This is a genomic window from Arsukibacterium sp. UBA3155, assembly GCA_002364615.1.
Lineage (GTDB): Bacteria > Pseudomonadota > Gammaproteobacteria > Enterobacterales > Alteromonadaceae > Alishewanella.
This window is the reverse complement of record DEYP01000013.1, coordinates 39,362-59,694: the sequence shown is the minus strand read 5'-3', so window position 1 is coordinate 59,694 and position 20,333 is coordinate 39,362. Positions and strand designations below refer to the sequence as shown.

The 20,333-nt window shown below is 45.6% G+C and carries 15 protein-coding genes; 7 read left to right on the top strand and 8 right to left on the bottom strand.

Going from position 1 to position 20,333, the window contains the following annotated elements; translation table 11 throughout:
• Positions 1-25 precede the first annotated feature (25 nt).
• Genes gmtY through B2X65_RS04250 form a run of 5 tightly spaced genes read left to right on the top strand, consistent with a single transcriptional unit; the run spans position 26 to position 7,431 of the window.
• Positions 26-1,483, top strand: a complete 1,458-nt coding sequence (gene gmtY, locus B2X65_RS04270; protein WP_290610880.1) for a gamma-mobile-trio recombinase GmtY — start codon at positions 26-28, stop codon at positions 1,481-1,483.
• Positions 1,483-4,149: a gamma-mobile-trio integrase GmtZ gene (gene gmtZ / locus B2X65_RS04265; protein ID WP_290610879.1), complete on the top strand. Its 2,667-nt coding sequence runs from the start codon at positions 1,483-1,485 to the stop codon at positions 4,147-4,149. The genes gmtY and gmtZ overlap by 1 nt, the downstream gene beginning before the upstream one ends.
• Positions 4,149-4,826: a gamma-mobile-trio protein GmtX gene (gmtX, locus tag B2X65_RS04260; RefSeq protein ID WP_290610878.1), complete on the top strand. Its 678-nt coding sequence runs from the start codon at positions 4,149-4,151 to the stop codon at positions 4,824-4,826. Before gmtZ ends, gmtX begins: the two co-directional genes overlap by 1 nt.
• Complete coding sequence (locus tag B2X65_RS04255) at positions 4,826-5,263, top strand: VPA1267 family protein (RefSeq protein WP_290610877.1); 438 nt, start codon at positions 4,826-4,828, stop codon at positions 5,261-5,263. The genes gmtX and B2X65_RS04255 overlap by 1 nt, the downstream gene beginning before the upstream one ends.
• The gene (locus tag B2X65_RS04250; protein WP_290610876.1) at positions 5,260-7,431 is read left to right on the top strand and encodes an AAA family ATPase; all 2,172 of its coding nucleotides are present in this window, start codon (positions 5,260-5,262) and stop codon (positions 7,429-7,431) included. The genes B2X65_RS04255 and B2X65_RS04250 overlap by 4 nt, the downstream gene beginning before the upstream one ends.
• 333 nt (positions 7,432-7,764) lie before the next feature.
• On the opposite strand, the gene B2X65_RS04245 is transcribed toward B2X65_RS04250, so the two are convergent.
• The 4 genes from B2X65_RS04245 to B2X65_RS04230 all read right to left on the bottom strand — a co-directional run bounded on the left by B2X65_RS04245 (position 7,765) and on the right by B2X65_RS04230 (position 13,303).
• Complete coding sequence (locus B2X65_RS04245; protein WP_290610875.1) at positions 7,765-8,565, bottom strand: THxN family PEP-CTERM protein; 801 nt, start codon at positions 8,563-8,565, stop codon at positions 7,765-7,767.
• Between the two features lie 370 nt (positions 8,566-8,935).
• A complete protein-coding gene (gene prsT, locus B2X65_RS04240; RefSeq protein ID WP_290610874.1) occupies positions 8,936-11,698 on the bottom strand; it encodes an XrtA/PEP-CTERM system TPR-repeat protein PrsT in 2,763 nt (920 codons plus the stop codon).
• 64 nt (positions 11,699-11,762) lie between these two features.
• The gene (wecC, locus tag B2X65_RS04235; protein ID WP_290610873.1) at positions 11,763-13,007 is read right to left on the bottom strand and encodes a UDP-N-acetyl-D-mannosamine dehydrogenase; all 1,245 of its coding nucleotides are present in this window, start codon (positions 13,005-13,007) and stop codon (positions 11,763-11,765) included.
• 53 nt (positions 13,008-13,060) lie between these two features.
• Positions 13,061-13,303, bottom strand: a complete 243-nt coding sequence (locus tag B2X65_RS04230) for an acyl carrier protein (protein ID WP_290610872.1) — start codon at positions 13,301-13,303, stop codon at positions 13,061-13,063.
• A gap of 141 nt (positions 13,304-13,444) precedes the next feature.
• Here B2X65_RS04230 and B2X65_RS04225 point away from each other — a divergent pair, with 141 nt between their 5' ends.
• Together B2X65_RS04225 and B2X65_RS04220 are read left to right on the top strand one after the other, a co-directional pair.
• Positions 13,445-15,046 carry an acyl-CoA ligase (AMP-forming), exosortase A system-associated gene (locus B2X65_RS04225; RefSeq protein WP_290610871.1) on the top strand — a complete coding sequence of 534 codons (1,602 nt, stop codon included), beginning with the start codon at positions 13,445-13,447 and terminating at the stop codon, positions 15,044-15,046.
• A gap of 13 nt (positions 15,047-15,059) precedes the next feature.
• On the top strand, positions 15,060-16,325 hold the full coding sequence (locus B2X65_RS04220; RefSeq protein WP_290610870.1) for a pyridoxal-dependent decarboxylase, exosortase A system-associated: 1,266 nt from the start codon (positions 15,060-15,062) through the stop codon (positions 16,323-16,325).
• 58 nt (positions 16,326-16,383) lie between these two features.
• Here the strand turns inward: B2X65_RS04220 and B2X65_RS04215 are convergent, their stop codons facing one another.
• From B2X65_RS04215 to B2X65_RS04200, 4 genes are read right to left on the bottom strand one after another with little or no spacing between them, the layout of a single operon-like run.
• On the bottom strand, positions 16,384-17,271 hold the full coding sequence (locus B2X65_RS04215) for a hydrolase 1, exosortase A system-associated (protein ID WP_290610869.1): 888 nt from the start codon (positions 17,269-17,271) through the stop codon (positions 16,384-16,386).
• Positions 17,268-18,092: a serine aminopeptidase domain-containing protein gene (locus B2X65_RS04210; protein ID WP_290610868.1), complete on the bottom strand. Its 825-nt coding sequence runs from the start codon at positions 18,090-18,092 to the stop codon at positions 17,268-17,270. Before B2X65_RS04210 ends, B2X65_RS04215 begins: the two co-directional genes overlap by 4 nt.
• Positions 18,085-19,197 carry a GNAT family N-acetyltransferase gene (locus B2X65_RS04205; RefSeq protein ID WP_290610867.1) on the bottom strand — a complete coding sequence of 371 codons (1,113 nt, stop codon included), beginning with the start codon at positions 19,195-19,197 and terminating at the stop codon, positions 18,085-18,087. The genes B2X65_RS04210 and B2X65_RS04205 overlap by 8 nt, the downstream gene beginning before the upstream one ends.
• On the bottom strand, positions 19,194-20,327 hold the full coding sequence (locus B2X65_RS04200; protein ID WP_290610866.1) for a hypothetical protein: 1,134 nt from the start codon (positions 20,325-20,327) through the stop codon (positions 19,194-19,196). Before B2X65_RS04200 ends, B2X65_RS04205 begins: the two co-directional genes overlap by 4 nt.
• Positions 20,328-20,333: the final 6 nt, after the last annotated feature.

The following is a 20,333-nucleotide window of genomic DNA, read 5'->3' as shown; positions in this document are numbered from 1 at the left end:
TATTATGTGTATAGACATTCAGAACATGTCATCAGTAAAAGTAAAAGCGACTGTTGTCGAAGATAACACGGGCATAAAAAGCCAACTACCAGTGTTGCTTACTGAACAAGGCGAGTTGAGTGTTGTAACGGATTACCTTCTTAAAATGGAGGCAAACGGTGTCAGTGCGTCCGTTATGAATCAATTCATTCAAGTCGTTTCTTTGCTTTTAGATTATCTGGAGGCAAACAAGGACTTGTTCAACGACCCAAAAATTCTATTCCAAACCTTTGCTAAACGCCTGTATAGCGGCACAGTCGGTGAAGATGGACTTGATCCGTCTGGCTTATATTGGATGCCAAGCTCGACAGAACATGTCAATAAACACATCCATAGGCTGACAGCTTTTACTGACTGGATTGCTAATAAGCAAGGTACTGAGCCAATGAATCCCTTGAGGGATGCGACTCCGCATGAACAACGCTTAAATTATGCGGCATGGTTTCGTAAAAACCAGCATGATTTTCTTGGGCATATCGAAGACAAGAGCATCAATAAAACTATTCGCAAAGCCAGAACAATGAAGGGGCGCACTCCACTCACCAAGACGGAAGATGATGCGATTGCCTTTCCAGAAAAACACTGGGAGTCATTTTTCAAAGACGGAATGGGTGGCGCAAAAGACCCACGGGTAGTGCTAAGAGATAAGCTTATTCTTCTGCTGATGCATGGCGGTGGTCTACGAGAAAGTGAAGCATTATTAATTTGGGTGACGGACGTGTTTGGAGACCCTTACAATCCGGATAATGCTGTGGTTCGGGTATACAACGAAGTTGATGGTAAAGCACCTGATGGCTGGCGCAGTCGAAGTGGGAAGCATACCAGAGCAGCCTATCTTAAAGAAGAGTATGCCCGCATACCACGGATCAAAATGCAGGGTACAGCGCGGATTGGTTGGAAGAATCGTGTTGTAGATCATCGTGATAATTACATCCAAGTGCAATGGTTCCCCACGGAGTTTGGCATGGTCTTCATGTCATTATGGAAAGACTATCAAAAGTACCGAGCCAGTATTGATTGTCATCACCCGTATGCGTTCATTTCATTCCATCACAGCGCCCTCGGCAGCCCATACACGCTCAACGCTTTTCATCAAGGCTATGCGGCAGGACTAAAACGCATTGGGTTAGCACCGAATAAAGCGGAAGGGTTAGATCCTCACGGACATCGACATAACTACGGCAGACGATTAAGGCGCTCAGGGCTTAACCCGTTAATCATTCGTCGCTGTATGCACCACAAATCACTGGAGTCTCAAGTTCCCTACACAGGCGAAGGGCAACAGGAAATCTCCGATGAACTCAACAAGGCCACGCTACAACTGGCAAATCCTGAGTCCAAAGTAAAATCGCTAGATTGGAAATCATTGGTCGAACATGGCTTTGACAACATCGACCCGCAAGGCTATTTCACAGGCAAGCATCCGAAATTACGAGGTAAATAATGTCAAAAAAAGGCAAGAAACGTGACGGACGTGCATCGGACTTAACGTTTAAATGGATGCTCACCACCCTTGGCCCTGAGTGGGAGCAATGGCAGGAATTAGCCGCTGAGTGGATGGCGACACAGCATGTGGGAGTTAACAACAAGCGTAGAGCGTTGGGCAGTTTTTTTGAGTCCTACCTGTTGGAGTACGCTCCCTATGCAACTGATATTGGTCTGTTTTTCAAGGGGTACAATGGTCATATCTGCTCCACTGAAGAGCTAGAAGCTAGTATGAGAAAAACTATTAACGCCCACGAAGAAGTAACAAGATCTATCAACCACCCCTGTAACTTCATTAATTACGTCATTGAACATCATCTATCTGAAAAAGATGATAGCGGCAACTTAACACCACTGGTTCGCAATCCGCTGAGCAAAATTAAGACCCAAGGCTCACACACTGAAACCGTGCGTAACCCACTTCCGTATCGTTACATCCAAGACCTGCGCCAAATTCTGTGTCCATTGCCAGATAAAGCGGAACTGACGGTGATTGAGCAAAACCTACCACAAGGCGAGTCGTTACTGCCTAGCTATCACTACCGCCATTTCAAGCATTGGGCATGGGCACAAGAGCAGTCAGGGCAAAGCAAAGCAGGTGGAGATGGCGACTGGTTCGAGGTCAAGCCTGAGCTGATTGACAAATCTGACCCCGATTGTGTGTGGCGCACCAAAGAAGTGACTAGAGGTGGTAAAAGAACCACCCTTCACCAAATCTGGTCACCCGTCAAAGCGATGGTCATTTTCATGAAATTGCATCTTCCACTGCGCACCTATCAGGTGTTCATGTTAGACAGCGGTGAAGCGGATACGTGGCGTTATGAAAGCGGTCAATGGAAGTTAAACGATAAGCATGACTTTGTACTGGGTAGTGAAAAGCGCCCTTTTGGGAAAGGTATCTTTCGTCGTATCCATGACACCATGACAGGGCAATATTCAACAGGTTTGTATGTCAACACCAACAAAACCGCCGACCAGAATAAAGATGAACTAGAACGCGGCTACATCATCCCTTGGCAGAATGAGGAAGTATTATATTGGCTGGAAAAACTGCGTAACTGGCAGGAAAAATATAACTCTATAGCGAAACCGACAGATTGCACCGCACTGCTAGCTAGACATATTGGCAAACAGAAGTCACAAACTCAGTTAGAAAGCATGGGTGAAATCGCCTTTCTGTTTCGGGATGCGTCAGCGAAAGGAGATGACAAATACAAACCATCTTATGGGGGATCGTCTCTGGCACCTCTTTGGTATCAACTCTTGCTAACACTGGAAAACCAGCTCGCTGAGCAAGGTAATGCGCTTGATAATGGAGAGCGACTTAAACTGGTTGTGGATTACCCAGAAGGCACTCCAGAAGGCGCAAAGGTTGCCACAAATCACCCCCTGCACAGCTTGCGTGTATCGCTGATAACTGCCTACACGATGGATACCCAATTGCCACTACCTGTCATATCCAAACTACTGGCAGGGCACTCACGTATCCTAATGACCATCTACTACAACAAAATCACCCCGTCCGTGATGGCGGAAAAAATGAGTGAAGCCGAAGGGGAGCTTGAGGGTAAAGCCAAGCAGTCAGTGCGAAACTTCCTCAAAGATGCCTCACTAGCACAAATTCAATGCAAGATGGTCTATCACAAAGAAGACAGTATTCAGGCAGCTCTGGTTAACCGTAATCCCATCGGCTGGGAGGAGCGTTCATCTGGCTTATGTTTGGTCGGAGGCAACACCGTAAAATCCGATGAAGTCAGTACGCTGGGCGGGTGCTGGAACGGCGGTGAGTTGATGAGAGGTTCAAGTACTGCCGTTAATCGCATCTATGGCAGCGTACCGCATGGCCCTGAAAACTGCATTCGTTGCCGTTGGTTTATTACCGAGGCGCGATACCTGCCAGCGCTTAACGCTCAGTTTAATCAACTCAGTTACAAGGCGCACCAAGCGGCTAACCTATCGGTTGAAATCGAGGGTGAGCTAGAAGCACTCAAAGACGAGCAGTTCTTCTGTGAAGAGCAAGGTGCGCCTTTTACCAAACATAATGACATGCAGGTTCTACAGCGCCGCTATGAAAAGCAACAAGTAGAGGCCGATGAATACACCAAAGACTGGATAGCGTGCTTCGAGCTAATCAGCAAAATCATTCACGTCGAGGAAGCCCGAAACGATGACGACACCAAAGATAAATTGATTGCAGTAGGGAGTGAACAAGATATTAGCCATGCCTTGAGATTCGTTGAAACAGAGTCTGAGTTACTGCACTTATCCCTTCTATGTGACGATGCCGAATTCTTCCCTGACTTGCAGGATGAATTGCGTAAGACGCCTGCTATTGAAAAGCGCTCCCGCCAACTTAGTCGTGCTCTGATGAAGAAAGGCTTTGAGCCTATCTTTATGGAAATGGATGAGAAACAGCAGCTAATCGCTGGTAATGCCATGCTACGCCAAATGGCAAAGATAGCCGACCCTGACGATAAAATGGAAGGCTACCGTAAAGTGGCTAATTACATCGAAGCGGGTGAATACCTGTCTAATCACAAGCTATTTAACGCTGGCATGAATGCACTGTCGGATAAAGCCTTACGCTTAGAAAATCTCACCCAACCTGCGCTATTGGAGGGTTAATGGACATTAATATTGATATCATCTTGGCTGACTTAAAAGACGACAAAGTGCCAAGAACCCAAAAAAACCTAGATAAGCTTAACGACATCCTGAAAGCCTATACAGAATCGGGGCAGCGTGATTTCTCGATTGCACAAATGGGGCGAGTATCAGCAGCAGAAGGTGGCCCAGGTTACGAAGCGTTGCGAGCAACCAAAAACAAGCACTACCGCACCTTGATTGAAGCATGGGCAGCAAAGTGCAAAACAACCACCAAAAAGCCGTTATCGCCAACCTCACGCTCTAAGTCTGTTCCACAGGATAACAAGCTGCTTGAGCGTATTCCAGACCCTGCGGTACGGGCTTTGTTTGGTCAGATTATTGCCGAGCGCAACCGTTATCGCAAAGAGGTTAATCTGCTAAAACAGCACGCGAATATTACCATTGATAAGCGTCCTGTACGTCAGTTTGATGCAAGCGCAGAGCCGAGTGTTGAAGTCTTGCCTTCACTATCTGGCATCTTGACCGAATCCGAGAAGCAAGCCTTAGCCTACGCTATCTCTGACGAATGTATGGAAAAACATAACTGGCAAACCACACAAGCAGGCCAAGTAAAAGACATGGAATACAACATAGAAATATTCCCTAGAGGCTTTGCGACAGGTCTACGCAAGTTGTTAGGTGAGGTAGATGATTAATGGCGAACGGTCAGCAAAGAGCGCAGCAGAACCTCGAAGCATTTGAAGTATGGCAAGCCACTCAAACTGATGATGACTTTAAGCAAATCGCCTTTAAAGGCAAGCTCAACCGCATCGAAGTAGCCAAAGGGGTCGGCTGCGGCAAGTCTGCCCTTAACCAAAATCCTACGCTTAGAAAAGCGCTCAAGGCATTAGAAGACAAACTGCGTGATAAAGGTATACTCCCGCCACTGACCGAATCTGCAAGGAACAATGCCGACAAACCAAAGCAATACGACAACACGGCTAATCGCAAGCTGCTCGACTCTAAACGAGTATCTACCTTAGAGGCTGAAAACATTGAGCTAAAAGCCAAAGTTAAAGAGCTGGAAGGTAAACTAGAGCGGTTTGGCGAACTGAATGAAACCTTGTCAGAAATGGGGTTCATGCCACGATGAATGTTGCACTCCATCAAGACCAAATGCGTGTCACGAGCATTCCTTACAGTTCTACCAAAATGGTGATATTCAGTGGCGTTCCACTGGAAAAAAACTCACACAAAACCAATAGCGGTAAGTATTACGTCACCATCAAAGCTGATCCAGATGCCATCCCCGTTCAACCAGCCCTCGGCCAACACTGGTCGGTTAAAGGCCATCGTTTAATGGAAGAAATGGAAACCGGTGATTACGTGATGCAGCAGCATACCTATGAATCACCAGAGCACATCGAATGCAGCCTGCCAGAAACGGGTGAACAGCTTATTCGCTTTATTGCCAGAGAAAGTGATTTCAAAGGTATCGGTGAAAGTAAAGCTAGAGCACTCTGGGAACTGTTAGGAAAGGATTTTCACTCAACGGTTAGAAAAGACACTCATGAATCAAGAGATCGCCTTAGAAGTGTCCTGAGTGAAGATTCTATCAATGCGTTATTTGAGGGTTACGCCAAATATAAGAATCTGGCCTACTGCAACTGGATGACCGATCACAAGATACCAGCAAGTATTCAGCAGCGCTTATTGAAGCATCATGGAGAAGAGTCCATTGAGGCTATTAAACAAAATCCGTATGTACTGATTGGTTTTGGGATGTCATTTGAACAAGTCGATCTTGTGGTCACAAATTATGACTTCAAATCTGAGTTCACAGATTATGACCACAAGAGGCTCAGCGCAGCACTTGAAACCGCTATTCGAAAAGAGATTGAGAAAGGCCACACCTATACAACTCAAGCGTGTTTGCGCCCATACCTAACCAAATTACTCAAAGATAAGGAACTGGTGACGGAAGCGTTTAAGGCGGGCCATAACAGAGCGCAATACATTCTCAACCCTGACACTGGCACCTATCATCCAACGGCACAACTGTTGATGGAGAATGTCGTTGCAAAACGACTTAAAGCGTTAGCTAACCAAAACAACCTCTATGACGAAATTGCAAATTCTGCATATTGCTCTTCGGTTGGTGAATTACCATACGAGCTAACCAAGAAACAGATTGAAGCGGTGACAACGTGTTTGGATAACGCAGTGAGTTGTATCACTGGCGGAGCGGGTACAGGTAAAACGACGGTACTTAGAACCGCACTTCGAGCCTACCATCAAATGGGATTTGAAATACATGCGGTCGCGCTGAGTGGCAGAGCCGCTATGCGCTTGCATGAGTCAATTGGCTTTATCACCTCAACTATCGCTAAGTTATTACGTAGAGAGCCTATTGAGCCAAGTTCAGACCAACCAAAGCATTTACTGGTAATAGATGAAGCCAGTATGATTGACTTGCCAACCATGTATCGCCTGGTCAACCATATTCACCCATCGGTTCGTATTATCTTTGCTGGCGACCCTGACCAATTACCACCTATAGGTTGCGGCAAGGTTTTGGCTGATATCGTTCTATCTAAAGCCATTGCTAATACTATGCTAGATATCGTTAAGCGTCAGAAAGGCTCAACGGGTATTCCTGAATACTCCAAGCTCATTAATCAAGGTATCGTGCCTGAAAAACTAAGTACGGGGGCTATTCACTTCCACGAAACGGCAAAGAGCGACATTGCTCAAGCTTGTTGTGAGTTGTATCAGCAATCACCTGAAAATAGTCGCGTCATGGCACCGACCAAGGCACTCGTTGCTGAAATTAATAAACTGACCCAAGAGGCTGTTAACCCAAGCGGTAGAAGGCTTGAGTTTGAAATGCACGGCGAGAGGTTCTTTCAAAACATCAGATTGAATGATGCAATTCTATTTACGCAAAACCACTATGATAAAGGCATTCAAAACGGCTCTCTTGGTACGCTTACCAGCATTGACTCATCAGGTGAAAGTTATGGTGAAGTAACGCTGGATACGGGGGATAAAGTTGAGGTCACACAATCCGTGCTCGATTGCATGGAGTTGGGTTATGCAATAACCCTACATAAAGCTCAAGGCTCGCAGTTTCCTAGAATCATTATTGCACTACAGAAAGGCAAAATCGTTGATAGAGCGTGGCTGTATACCGCGATTACCAGAGCCGAGGCTGAGATCCATATAGTTGGTAGCTCGGATGAACTAAGGGTTATTACAGAAGCCCACAGTAACTCACATAAGCGAAATAGCTACTTGATTGAACTACTACACCAAAATTAGCAAAGCCGCACGGATGCGGCGACAACTCTGTACTTGCCGCAAACAACTATTCCCGTCCTGCTAAACCAATGACGTAAACTCCGATCTCTCCCGACTTGTTGGAACAAGTCGCACTCACAAGGTGCAATTAAACACTGAACAAAAATTCATGGATGAATGGTTACCGCCGAAGGACTCGGCGCAAATAAAAACGTACACACTATTATACACGGTGTGTACGTTTTAAATGAAAGCCGCTGACGTTATATGTAAAGCTCTATCACTCACTCACACGCGAATAGACATTGTTTTTACTATATACTCCATTGGGAGGTTTTTTAACTCAATGCTTATTTACTTTTTAATTTGACGACGACGGCCAAAAATGCTTAAGCCTAACAGACCCAGGCCAAACACGCCTAACGTTGCCGGCTCAGGAATTGCCGCAGTAATTACAAAGCCAAAGTTTGCTGGAGTAAACGCATTTTCTCTGGTTGTGAAACCAAAACAACCGTTGGCAACACCTGCAGTCGCACATGTTCTGTCTGGTAGCAGACGCAAATTACCCGTTAACTCAACAATGTTTACGAAATAATTAACGCCTTCGTAGTTGAAAGACGAAGTCAGCGCACCTACCTGAAGAATAAAAATATCATCACAAAATGAACTGCTTGGAAAGGTACAGGCTAAAAAGTTATTCGTTTCAATAAAATCAATTGTAAAGTCGGTCATTAATGCCGGTAATGCCGGGCCTACCGGGTTAACAGGCGTCAAGTTTAATGTTGTCCGCAGATTAGCATCTGTTAACGTATCGAAACTACTAGCCAGCGTATTATTGAAGTGGGTAATTGTGTTCGTTGCTTCTGGCGTTAAATCGTTGGTAAACACATTACCTGTAGCAGTTGAATTTGTAATTTCTAAGGCACTGCGTGAATCAGCAGCCCGCTGGCCAAGCATGGTGTGGTCACCGCTCGCACTACCCCAGCTAATCAGCGTATTATTTTCGGTAGCATTGGCGCTAGCGCCTCCGTTAGTAAACGTGGCCGATGTCCATTCTGTTGTTACAGTATACGCCCATTCAATTACCGCAGCTTGGGTAAAAGGAGCAATTAACAAAGCTGTACCTGCCAGCATACCCTTACAAAACTTGTTCATATACTTCTCCTTAATCGAACAAAAGGGCGAACTACTTATAGCATTCGCATTCTTGTAATACATTGCACTTTTTGGGCCACTTTTTATGTATTTGTTTTTATTGGTTATTTTAATGATGGTTGCCAGTGGTTGTAAATTATTCTGACGTCGCCTGTAAAGCAGGGATGCTAGTCAAATGTTTTAGCCTAACGTGTGCAATTAAAGCATGCGTGTTAGGCAATAGCAGAAGCAGCAAGACGTTTTAATATGATTTGTGTATTTATGCATATCGAAAACGCAGTGTCTTATGAAACAAGGTGATAAAGGTAAAAAGCCGGCATTATCCGGCATTTTTTACCAAAAACCGCTGCACGTAGACGATCTATCAGGGTTACAGTTGTAACTTCTGTTGTAATTCTTTGGCCCGGTCCAGATATTTTACGTCATCCGTTTTAACGGCTGCCAGCACTTTACCCGCTTGCTCCCGTTCGCCATTTTCAATCAGCGCCTGCGCCAGATTCAGCTGTACCTCGGCATTATCCGGCCTTATAGCAAGAGATTGCTCAAACTGCGCTTTTGCCTTAGTGGGTTCTCCCAGCTCAAGCAATACCCGGCCGTAAGTGTCCAGCACATCAGGGTGGCGTTCATCTAGCTTTAACGCCTGTTCAGCATAGGTTTTCGCATCTGCTACTTTACCCACTTCTAATAACACCCAGGCATAGTTATTCAGGGCAATAATACTATCAGGAGACTGCTGAACAATTTCGCTGTATTCCGTAACGGCTTTATTAACATCATCTTCGATTAATAAATTGGCGTAATACGCATGTAAGTCAGTGCTGTTCTTGCCATGTTTAGCAAAGTGCTCTTCAATAAAAGTCACCGCCCGGCGATACGAGATGTCTTTGGCGTAAGCGCCGGCAATCGCAATAGCAGTCGCCGGAATTGGCGTCATATTATAAGACTTATTTAAGGTCTCCAGGCCCGGACTGATTTGCTTATTCAGAATTTGGATCCGGCCTTTGTGATAAAGCATTTCAGCACTGTTGGCAATCTCTTCGGGTAGCAGTTCATAGGTCGCCAGGGCACCTTTCTGATCACCGTTTTCAGATTGTGCTGCAATTTTAGTGCGCAGTAATATGGGCTCCTTCGGGTGAATTTTAAGCTGCTTATCTAACACCACTATAGCGTCTTTAAAACGACCATCGTTGGCTAATAAGTTAGCGTATGCTAGCCCTGCGCGAATGTTTTTATCGTCGCTGTTGTACCAGCGTTCGGCCAGTGCCAGTGCTTTATCAGTCTCGTTGGTTCTGACATACGCATTGACCATTAAACCATAAAATGCTGGGGTAAACTGTTGCTGAGTATCGCTGACGGGCTTAAGAATATTTATAACATCAGCAAAATTATTCCGGCTCTGGTACAGGTTTGCCAGTAACATTCTAATTTGATTATTATCAGGGTGGGCTTTGTGCGAGCGTTCCACTAAATCAACAGCCACCTGGGGAGTGCCTTGCTGCTGCATTGAGGTGAAGTAGGCGATTAGCGCGGGCACGTAATCAGAGCGTAACTCCAGTGCCTGGGTTAATAAAGCATCACTTTTAGCAATATCATTTTCATCACGGGCAACGGCCGCCATCATGTATAACGTAAACACATTTTCACTGTCAGCTTTTTGCGCTTCTGCCAGCATTAGCTTGCCGTTTTCAAGATCTTGCTGCAGCAAATAGGTCAGGGCTTTCAGGTTATAACCGGCATTGCGGGTTTCATCGGTTTTTAACCACTCCTCAGCCAGCTCTGCCGCTTTGTCATATTGCTTCTGGCGAATATAACTGCCGGCTAGTACTAACCGGGTGTCGTGTAAGCCCGGGTCCATCATTAATGCCTGTTCCAGATTTTTAATGCCTTCAGCATTGCGATCAGGTAAACCCAGCTTCAGGCTGCCTAGGGTACTTAGCGACTGTCCGTCTTGCGGTACCACCATATTTTCGTATCGACTAATAATTTCGTTCGCCAGGCTTTGATCGCCCTGACTAATTAACTGAAAGGCGGTGCCAGCAACTAAGGATAAATCCTGCTCCGTTAATTCCGCACTACTGAGGCTGGTGGCGGCATCGGCGGTTTCACCGGCCCGAAGTTGCAACAGCGAATACAAGCGCTGAGCGGGCGGGTAGGTATGTAAGCTATTCTTAACCGAAGAAAGGTGGCTAAGTGCCTGTGCTTCAAGGCCCAGCTGATGGCTGACAATACCGGCAAGGATCCGGCTGGGAGTATTGATAAAACGGGCGCTAATAGCTTTGTCTATATGCTCTTTTGCTTTGGCATAATCCTGCTTCTGATATTCAATGGTGGCTTTCAGATAGTTACTCAGGCCATGTTCTGGCGCTAGTTTTAAAATATAAACCAGCTGTTTATCGGCTTCCTCAAATTGCTGTTGCTGGACATAAGTTTGTGCCAGCAATAAGCGAACGCGCAGCGCTCGGGGTACCTGTTCAATATACTGTTTTAAGTTAGCGATGGCATTGTCAGTTTGTTTATCAAGCAGTTGCAGTTGTGAGGTTAATAACAAAGCCTCTTTGGCAATAGGACTGTCCTGCTTAATTTGCTGTACTGTGCTAAGTGCATCGCTGACATTACGGGCGTTTAGCAATAGCGCTGCCTCTGAATAGGCGGCTAAATCCGGATACTCGCTGTTTACCAGCTGATCAAACAGCGTTACGGCGTTATCCGCGGCGCCCAGCTCAACCTCTGACAGTGCGCGGTAAAACTTCAGGTAATGCTGCGTTTTTGTGCTCAGGCCTTCGGTGTCGTTAAACAGGCTCAGTACATTCTGATGGTTTTCTGCCAGGTAACTGGTTTGAATCACTTCCACCGCAATCGTATCCGGATCAGCGCCATTACGTAATGCCCGTTCAAACTCTTTTTCGGCAGACACCATATCGCCGGTTTTCAGGTATACCCTGGCTAGCAACAACCGGTAATCAATATTATCCGGCGCCTGGGAAATGGCTGATTTAAGCTCAATAACCGCGGCATTGTATTGATTGTTCTGGCTATAGGTTAATGCATCCTGATAATGCTCAGCGGCATCTTTGCCGCCGCAGCCAGTTAATACGGCGATCAGTGCTACAGCGGATAACGAAATTTTTTTCATGTTACTACACTCCTTTGCGGTGACAATTCAGTCGGTGGTAAATCGCGCTTACGTAAAGCCAGGTTTAGCCAAATATACCCCGGGTATCTATAACCACTTTAGTGGTCACATCGGCTGGCTGCAGGCTCTTAAATTGTTTGTGATCAACCAGCACCACTAAAATATTGGCCTTTTCCAGCGCGTTATTCAGCGTGGTCAGTTCAGCATTATAATTAGCCAGTTTAGCAGGTAGTTTTTTAATATTGGGTTCAACTAATAAAATTTCGCCAATATTGTCATTTAATAATTGTTTGGCTATATCCAGCGCCGGGCTTTCGCGTAAATCATCTATGTCTGCTTTAAACGCTAAGCCAAGGCAGGCAATAACCGGTTTTTTAAATTGATCAGCAGCCTGCCGGATTTTTTCAACAACATACAGCGGCTTATTATCGTTAATTTCCCGAGCTTTACGAATAATCTGCGCTTGTTCCGGGGCAGAGTCAACAATAAACCAGGGGTCGACTGCAATACAATGGCCACCAACGCCAGGGCCCGGGCTTAAAATATTTACCCGCGGGTGACGGTTAGCCAGTTTAATTAATTCCCAGACGTTAATTTTTAAGGTGTCACAAATAATAGAAAGCTCGTTGGCAAAGGCGATATTCACGTCGCGAAAGGCATTTTCAGTTAATTTCGCCATTTCGGCGGTACGGGCACTGGTGCGCAGGCACTCACCACGCACAAACAGCTGATACAACTCTATTGCCCGCTCTGCACAACGCGGGGTAATGCCACCAATAATACGATCATTACTTACCAGCTCTTGCAGTACGCGGCCAGGCAGTACCCGCTCCGGGCAGTGCGCAACAAATAAATCTGCCTGTTCACCCTCTGAATGCGGTAATTTTAAATCGGGGCGCAGCTCGGCCAGCCACTCAGATATTTGTTCGGTGGTACCTACCGGCGACGTCGACTCCAGAACAATCAGGTTACCTTTTGCCAATACCGGGGCAATGGTTTCCAGCGCCGCTCTGATATAACTCAGGTCAGGGCTTTTGTTTTCTTTGAAAGGGGTGGGTACGGCGATCAAAAACGCATCGGCAGGCTCCGGGCTTAATGATGCTTTTAGCTTGCCGGTCGTTACGGCGGCCTGTACCAGCATATCTAAGTCGGGTTCAACAATATGCACTTTTCCCTGATTAATGGTATTGACGGCATGCTCCGACACATCAACGCCCAGTACTTCAACGCCGCGGGACGCAATGACCGCCGCCGTAGGCAGCCCTATATATCCTAACCCAATCACAGATACCCGGCTAAATGGTGACATATTCAATCCTGTATTAAATGCTGCGTTAATGGTGTTGTTGATAGGGGAATAACTTAAGCTGCTTGCTTTTGGGAAACAAAAGCATCTAAACGGCCAAAGGTTTCAAAAATTTCAGCGGATATTTCATCGTCATCAAATTCAATACCCAGCTGATCTTCAAGCTCAGTAATCACGGCAATAATCGCCATTGAGTCAAACTCAGGAATAGCACCTAACAAGGCAGTATCGGCACTGAAATCTTTGTCTATCTGTAGTACAGTGCGCAAAATATCGGCGAGTAATTGTTGATTGGGCATGTAATGCGTCCTTTTTATAACGATGTCCTGTAAGAGGTTTATCTAAAGTACCAGACAACCTTAATTTTTTATCGGTTTCTGGTTAAAACTGTTTTATTATTGCACATAAAGGGATGAAAAGTGAAAGGTCCAGAGGAAAGGATGATTAAAAATCTATATCAGCTTTTAGAACACGCTCAGCAGACATTTCCCGGGCGCACGGCGCTGCATTTTAAAGATAACAGTTTAAGTTACTCTGAATTGTATCAGCAGGTTAATGCGGTGGCGTTAAACTTGCGCCAGCATGGGGTAAAGCGCTTTGACCGGGTAGCCGTATACTTACCCAAGCAATTCGAAACAATTTCCAGTATCTGGGGCACTGCGGCCTGTGGTGGAGTGTTTGTGCCGGTTAACCCGGCGTTAAAACCAGAGCAGGTGCAACATATTCTGCAGGATTGCAATGTGCGGCTATTGGTAACCAGTAAAGATCGGTTGGCTACCCTGACAGCAATCCTTAACGATTGTCCGGATTTACATACCATTTTATTAACTGATGACGAATGTGCAGAGCAACTGCCAGCTCATCTGGCGGTTAATGCACTATTGCCCGCTGCCAGCGAGGCCGAAGCTGACAGTTTAGGCATGCTTTGTGGCGCTGTCACAGATAGTGACATGGCTGCCATTTTGTATACCTCTGGTAGTACCGGTAAGCCAAAAGGGGTGGTGCTGTCGCAGCGCAATATGCTGGTAGGTGCCAGCAGTGTGGCAAGCTATCTGCACAATACTGCCGATGATGTTATTCTGGCATTACTGCCGCTAAGTTTTGATTACGGCTTAAGCCAGTTAACCACAGCATTTACGGTAGGCGCCAGCGTGGTATTGCTGGACTTTTTTCTGGTGCAGGACGTCGTCAGAACCGTAGCGCGGCATAAAGTCACCGGTATTGCAGCCGTGCCGCCATTGTGGGCGCAGCTGGCTAAAGCCAAATGGCACGATGACAGCGCTGCCAGTGTGCGCTACTTAACCAACTCTGGTGGTGCCATGCCACAACCTTTGCTTAAGCAGCTGCAAGGCATCTTCAGCAATGCCGAACCTTATCTGATGTATGGTTTAACCGAGGCATTTCGCTCAACCTATCTGCCGCCAGCAGATTTAGCCCGTAAACCCGGTTCAATGGGCAAGGCAATTCCTAATGCCGAAATTGTGGTGGTGCGTGAAGATGGCAGCTTATGCGGCCCTAATGAGCCAGGCGAGCTGGTACACCGCGGGCCACTGGTAAGCCTTGGCTATTGGAATGCGCCGGAGAAAACCGCTGAGCGCTTTAAGTTCGACCCAATGATTCCATCGGGCATTCAGCTGCAAAGCCCGGCTGTATGGTCGGGTGACACCGTCAAAGCCGACGAAGAAGGTTATCTGTACTTTGTGGGCCGGCGTGATGAAATGATTAAAACCTCCGGCTACCGGGTCAGCCCCACTGAAGTGGAAGAAGCAATCTATCGGCTTGAACCAGCCTTGGTGGATGTGGCTGCCATGGGCATATACGATGGGGTTGACCAGGCCATCTTAGTAGTGGTTGCCACATCGGGGTCAGATCCAGATGTTAAAAGCTGGCAAGCCCAGTTAAAACGTAGTTTACCGAATTTTATGCAACCCAGAGAAATCATAGTGCTGAACAGCTTGCCTAAAAATGCTAACGGCAAAATAGATCGTAAAACCCTGGCGACTCAGTATCAGGATTACTTCTTGGCAGTAAAATCAGTATGACAGGAGCTTCAGCATGAGCAGTAACAGCGCTAACCATACCGGTACGAATAATAATGCGCCTCAACATGAACAAATGAGCCAGTTCAGCACTCAAAATGGCCAATTGCTGGCAGCCGGCTTTAGCATGACTGAAATTAGTCAGTTGTTAAACCGTCCGGCCTTTTATGTGTACGATCGCAGTATTATTAATCAGCAGGTCGCCAGTTTTCGCCGCCATATTCCGTCACGGATAAAACTGCATTATGCCGTTAAAGCTAACCCGTACTGGCCGGTGGTCGAGCATTTAAAGCCGTTAGTCGACGGTTTTGATGTCGCCTCACAAAAAGAAATGCTGCTGGCAATACAAAGCGGCATGCCGGTAGCGGATATCAGTTTTGCCGGCCCGGGTAAGGGCGATGCCGAACTGCTATCGGCCATTATTGCCGGCGTTACGCTTAATGTTGAATCGCTTGGTGAGCTTAAGCGTATTTGTGCGCTGGGGGCACAAACCAACAAAACCCCACAGGTGGCGCTACGGGTTAATCCGGCGTTTGAGCTTAAAGCCTCCGGTATGAAAATGGCCGGTGGTGCCAAGCCCTTTGGTATTGATGAAGAACAAGTACTTGAACTGTTAGCTGACATTGCCGATATGCCGGTTAAATTACGTGGTTTTCACATCTTTTGCGGCTCACAAAACTTAAAAGCAGAAGCATTAATTGAAGCGCACCAACATACCTTTGCGCTGGCCGCGAAACTGGTTGCAGCCTGTCCATACCGGCCTGAGATGATTAACCTCGGCGGTGGTTTTGGCATACCTTATTTTGCCGGTGAGCGGCGGCTAAATTTAGCGCCGGTAGGCGAGTCGTTACAGGACTTGTTGCAGCAGTACGACAATGAATTGGCCGGTATTGAACTGGTTATTGAGCTTGGGCGATACCTGGTGGCCGAGGCAGGTTTATACGCCTGTCAGGTGGTTGATAAAAAGCACTCACGAGGCACCACTTATCTGGTGTGTAACGGCGGCTTGCATCACCACTTAGCCAACTCAGGTAATTTTGGCCAGGTTATTCGTAAAAACTATCCGGTAGCAATAGCCAACCGCTTTAGCCAGAGTGAGACTGAGCTGGTTACCATTGTTGGGCCCCTTTGCACCCCATTGGATATTTTAGCAGACCGGATGAACTTACCCAAAGCCGAAGTAGGGGACTGGGTAGTGGTGTATCAGTCCGGCGCCTACGGGCCTACAGCCAGCCCGCAGGATTTTTTAGGCCATCCGAATGTGGCAGAGATATTGCTGTAACTGCAGCAATTTAGCGGTAAAGATATAAGTGCGAGCAGTTAACTGCTAAGTTGTTGGTTTATTGCCTAACAAATTTCGCGGTTTGCTGTTCCACTTCACCGCGCCATAAGGTAGTGGCAAAAGTGTGATTTGCCGCAGTAACATGATGATGCTGTGCCCTTGCCAGACACTGCTCCCACGCCGGATTATGAGCACAGAGGTCTAAAAACTCCTGAGCGGTATGGTCATTGCCACTGGTGATCACCAGAGTTCTGCCAGCAAAAGCTTGCCAGCCCGCCAGCATATGTTGCACATAGTTTTCTGCCGTTGTTTTTTCTTTGCTAGGCTGTTTAACCTCAGCCGCACGTTTGGGCTGGCTACTTTTGCTTGCTTTATAGGTTTGCAGCACGTCTTTAATGCTCTGCCATGGGTTCAGGCCGCCAGCCAATAACTTTTGCCAGAACGCTTTTGAGCTTAACCGTTGCCAGTAGTAATGCTTCAGCATAACCTGGGCGTGACTGTGTTGTTGCCGCACCCAGGGGTTCAATAATACCAAACCTACGACTCTGCTATCAGCCCGGCGATAACAGTACAGCAATGCCGCACTGGCGGCGTCACATAAGCCCCAAAGCACAATATTATTTAAATGGGGACACTGCTGCATAAATAACTGAATCGCGGCAGCTATATCATCATTCTGCTGATAAAACATCACTTTACTGCCAGTGCTGTCGCCCATGCCGGCGCTATCAAACCGCATAGACGGAATGCCAGCAGCAGCCAGCGCGCGACTTAGCTTCACAAACTGACGATGGCTTCCTATACGATACTGTGGTCCACCAACAACAATTAATACTCCGGTTTTAACCCGTTTATCTTTGGTATCAATATCACAACAATCAGTATCATGTAGTATTGCGCTAAGGGTATGTTCACCATTAATAATACTGACAAAATGCTCACTCATTGCTGGCCCCCGACTAGTTGCTGCACCGTTAGTGTTATAAGCTCATCTGCGTTGGCCAGCTCGGTGGTTTGCCAGTAAGGTTCAGCCTTTAGCTGAACAAAATTAACATCTTGATTTTCTTGAAACTGTAGCAGCATTTTTTGTACCGGCAGCGCAATGTTTTCAAGCTGTGATGTTTCAAACCAGCTAAGCTGGCATCGTTGTAATTGCGCCGGAATCGCCGTTTGCATGCTAAGCAGGCTTTGATAAAAATCAGGACTTATTGGGTAGCCGGCAATCTCAATGGTATTTCCCTGCAAGAGTTGCTGCTCCAGATCTTTCTGGCTGACTTTTTTACCGCTTGCCATTACTTCAGCCACCTTAATCCTGACAAATTGTTGCCAGAATTTTTTTACGTCGAATATTGGTTGCCACAATACAATGTTCTGCATGGGTAAACCTAAAGCGTCGTTGTTCAGTAAATCAAACAACTGTAAAGCGCCAAAGCGGATGGCGACAACGCTTAATCTCTGGTAACCGTCTTGTTGTAGCAGCGCAATAAACTGCTGAATATCATTGCGCCAAATGCCCACAGAGGCTTGATCTAAATCGCCTTCGCTATCGCCAGTACCAAAGTTGTCCAGCATAAAGCAATTACAATCAGCCGCAGCAAGTTGTTGCATTACCGTATTGATAAGATGACGTGTTTTGTTCATTTCCTCGGCAAAGGGCGGGAGTATTAGAACGGCGTTTTCGGTAGCAATATCTACTTTTGCATGCAAAAAAAGCTGACCGGATGAAAAAGGATAAAAGCCAGAGTTAACAAAAACATCTCTACTCATCATTAGCCCCAGAAGTTTTTTTTACAAATGCTTTTTTTGAAAAGTTAATACCGGTTTTTCGCTTGATCAGATCGCGTAGTTTGTAGAGTCTAGTCAGAACAAATCCCCAGACATTGGTTTGATTAAAAATTTCTGCTCCCATGACTTCTGTTTTATTGTCCATCCAGAGCGTTTTAAAGCTGTCATCTCCAAGCAGAAAATCAATTCGTTTAATACCGTCATTGTCGGCTAAAGTTCGAACCATGTGTTCTGTCAATATTGTCCCTGGCGACAAACTATCTTTGTCTTTGTCTTGTGCTAACTTATAAATATAAGCGGTATTGCCATTTATCAGCCATAGTTGAGAAGCGACTGCATGACCATTTATTTTTAATATGCCTAATCTGAGTTTGTTATGCTCTTCAGCCCAGTTCATTAACCAGTCAATAAACTCCCGGGAAGGCTCCTGAATTTTCCAGCTAAGGTTATAAACCTGCCAGTAATCTTGCCTGATAGCTTCCGTAAGTTTAGTGTGAATTTCTATACTATTATCAAATTTCTGTAACGCTTTTTTTCTTCTTTTATAGGTGTTTCGCAGACGAGAAGGGCGATTGACCCAATAAGTTGAAAAATCACTAAACTCTGAACTGAAATTTGCGGAAAAGTGGTAGGGAAAAACACAGACGTTTTCGTTTTTTTGTAAAGAGAGCAAGGTATTCAGTTGAACCGGGAATAAAGGATAAACTTCGATGCTTAACCATTTTTTGTCTACAGACTTAAGCTGGTTTATCAGCAACGACCATGCCCCGGTTAAATTCAGCATTGTGTTATCAAAAAAAACTTCATTAAAAGGTGTATAGAAGTTCGAGACTGCCCGGAATTTATTACCTTCCCTTTCCAATGGCGCAGCCACGCAAGGTTTGCCAGATTGAAAAATAAACAACCAGAAGAACGTTGTATTAGGCTTACAATCGTAACGTTGTTTAAATTGGATTAACGAAGAGTACCAATCTGGTGATGCAAATACCGCATGAGGCTGATTTAAGAGAAGCCATTGTTGCAATATAGGTGGCAACGTATATCCTGCCGGGAAAATCTTAACTCCAAAAGTGCTGGCACTACTCATCGTTTAAGTACTAACCGCTTAAAAAGTAAAAGACATGCAGCAAAAAAAGGTTTTAAATCGCCTAACCTAAAATAAGTAAAAGCTGGTGGTTTCCCAAAAGGTTTAAACGTTTTCTGCGTCCAGCATGCTTTCAAATAGTTTAGTGGCGCACGCTCACAATCAAACCAGACAGCACTGGTTAAAGGTGTAACGAAGACCTGTTGATCCAACGCAATCAGATACTCCTGGTAGGGCTGATGAAAACCAGCTTTAATACAAAGCTCTGACCAGAAATCAGTTCTGCCTACAGTAGGCTCTATCACCCAAAAAGTATTATCAGGCGCTTTTTTCAGTTCTAAAGATACTGGTCCGCTTAGTTTGAACTGATTAAAGAAACGCAAAGTAAAGTCAGTGATTTCATGATTTTCAAGAGTCTGAGCGATAGTTGTTTGACCTCTTGCCGGGGGGTAAGAAGATATTTTCTGTCCGACCATGCTTTGTATATGCTTACCAGCCCGTAAAGTTAGAGCGCAGAAATATAGTGTTTGATCACTCCCTTCAATATACTCTTGAGCAACAAGTGGCAAATCTGCTGCAAATTTTTCTATCAGCTTAGTAACTTCTTCATGATTAACTGCAATTTGAGTTTTAAATGACGATAAGGGTTTCGCCGGTTTAATAATTACCGGATATCTGAAGTTACTTAAAACTACATTTTGTAGGGAACATTTATCAATGATGGCAGATTTTGGATAGTTTAATCCAGCGACCTTACTAAGATGTTCGAGATTTCGTTTATCTAGTAATTGATTAATAGTTTTTCTCTGCTCTGCCCAACTAATTTTAAAATAGGTTGCTAAAGTTGGGTAATGGTCACAAATGAATTTTACATGGTTGTCATTGGTCGCAAAAAGGACAATTTCATTCCACTGAGACAGGCTTTGTCTAATCTGAGGTAAAGATACTAATAACTCTTCGGCTGAAAAGTCTTTTACCTTAAATAACTGAGATATTGTATTGGTTTTCACGCCGGGTATATCAGTGCTTTTTTCAACAGCAAATACAGTGACGCCATTAGCATGAAGAGAGCGAATAACAGAAAGGCCGTGACTACAAACCCCGATTACTAAAGCTGCATGCTTTTCAGCCATCTTAAA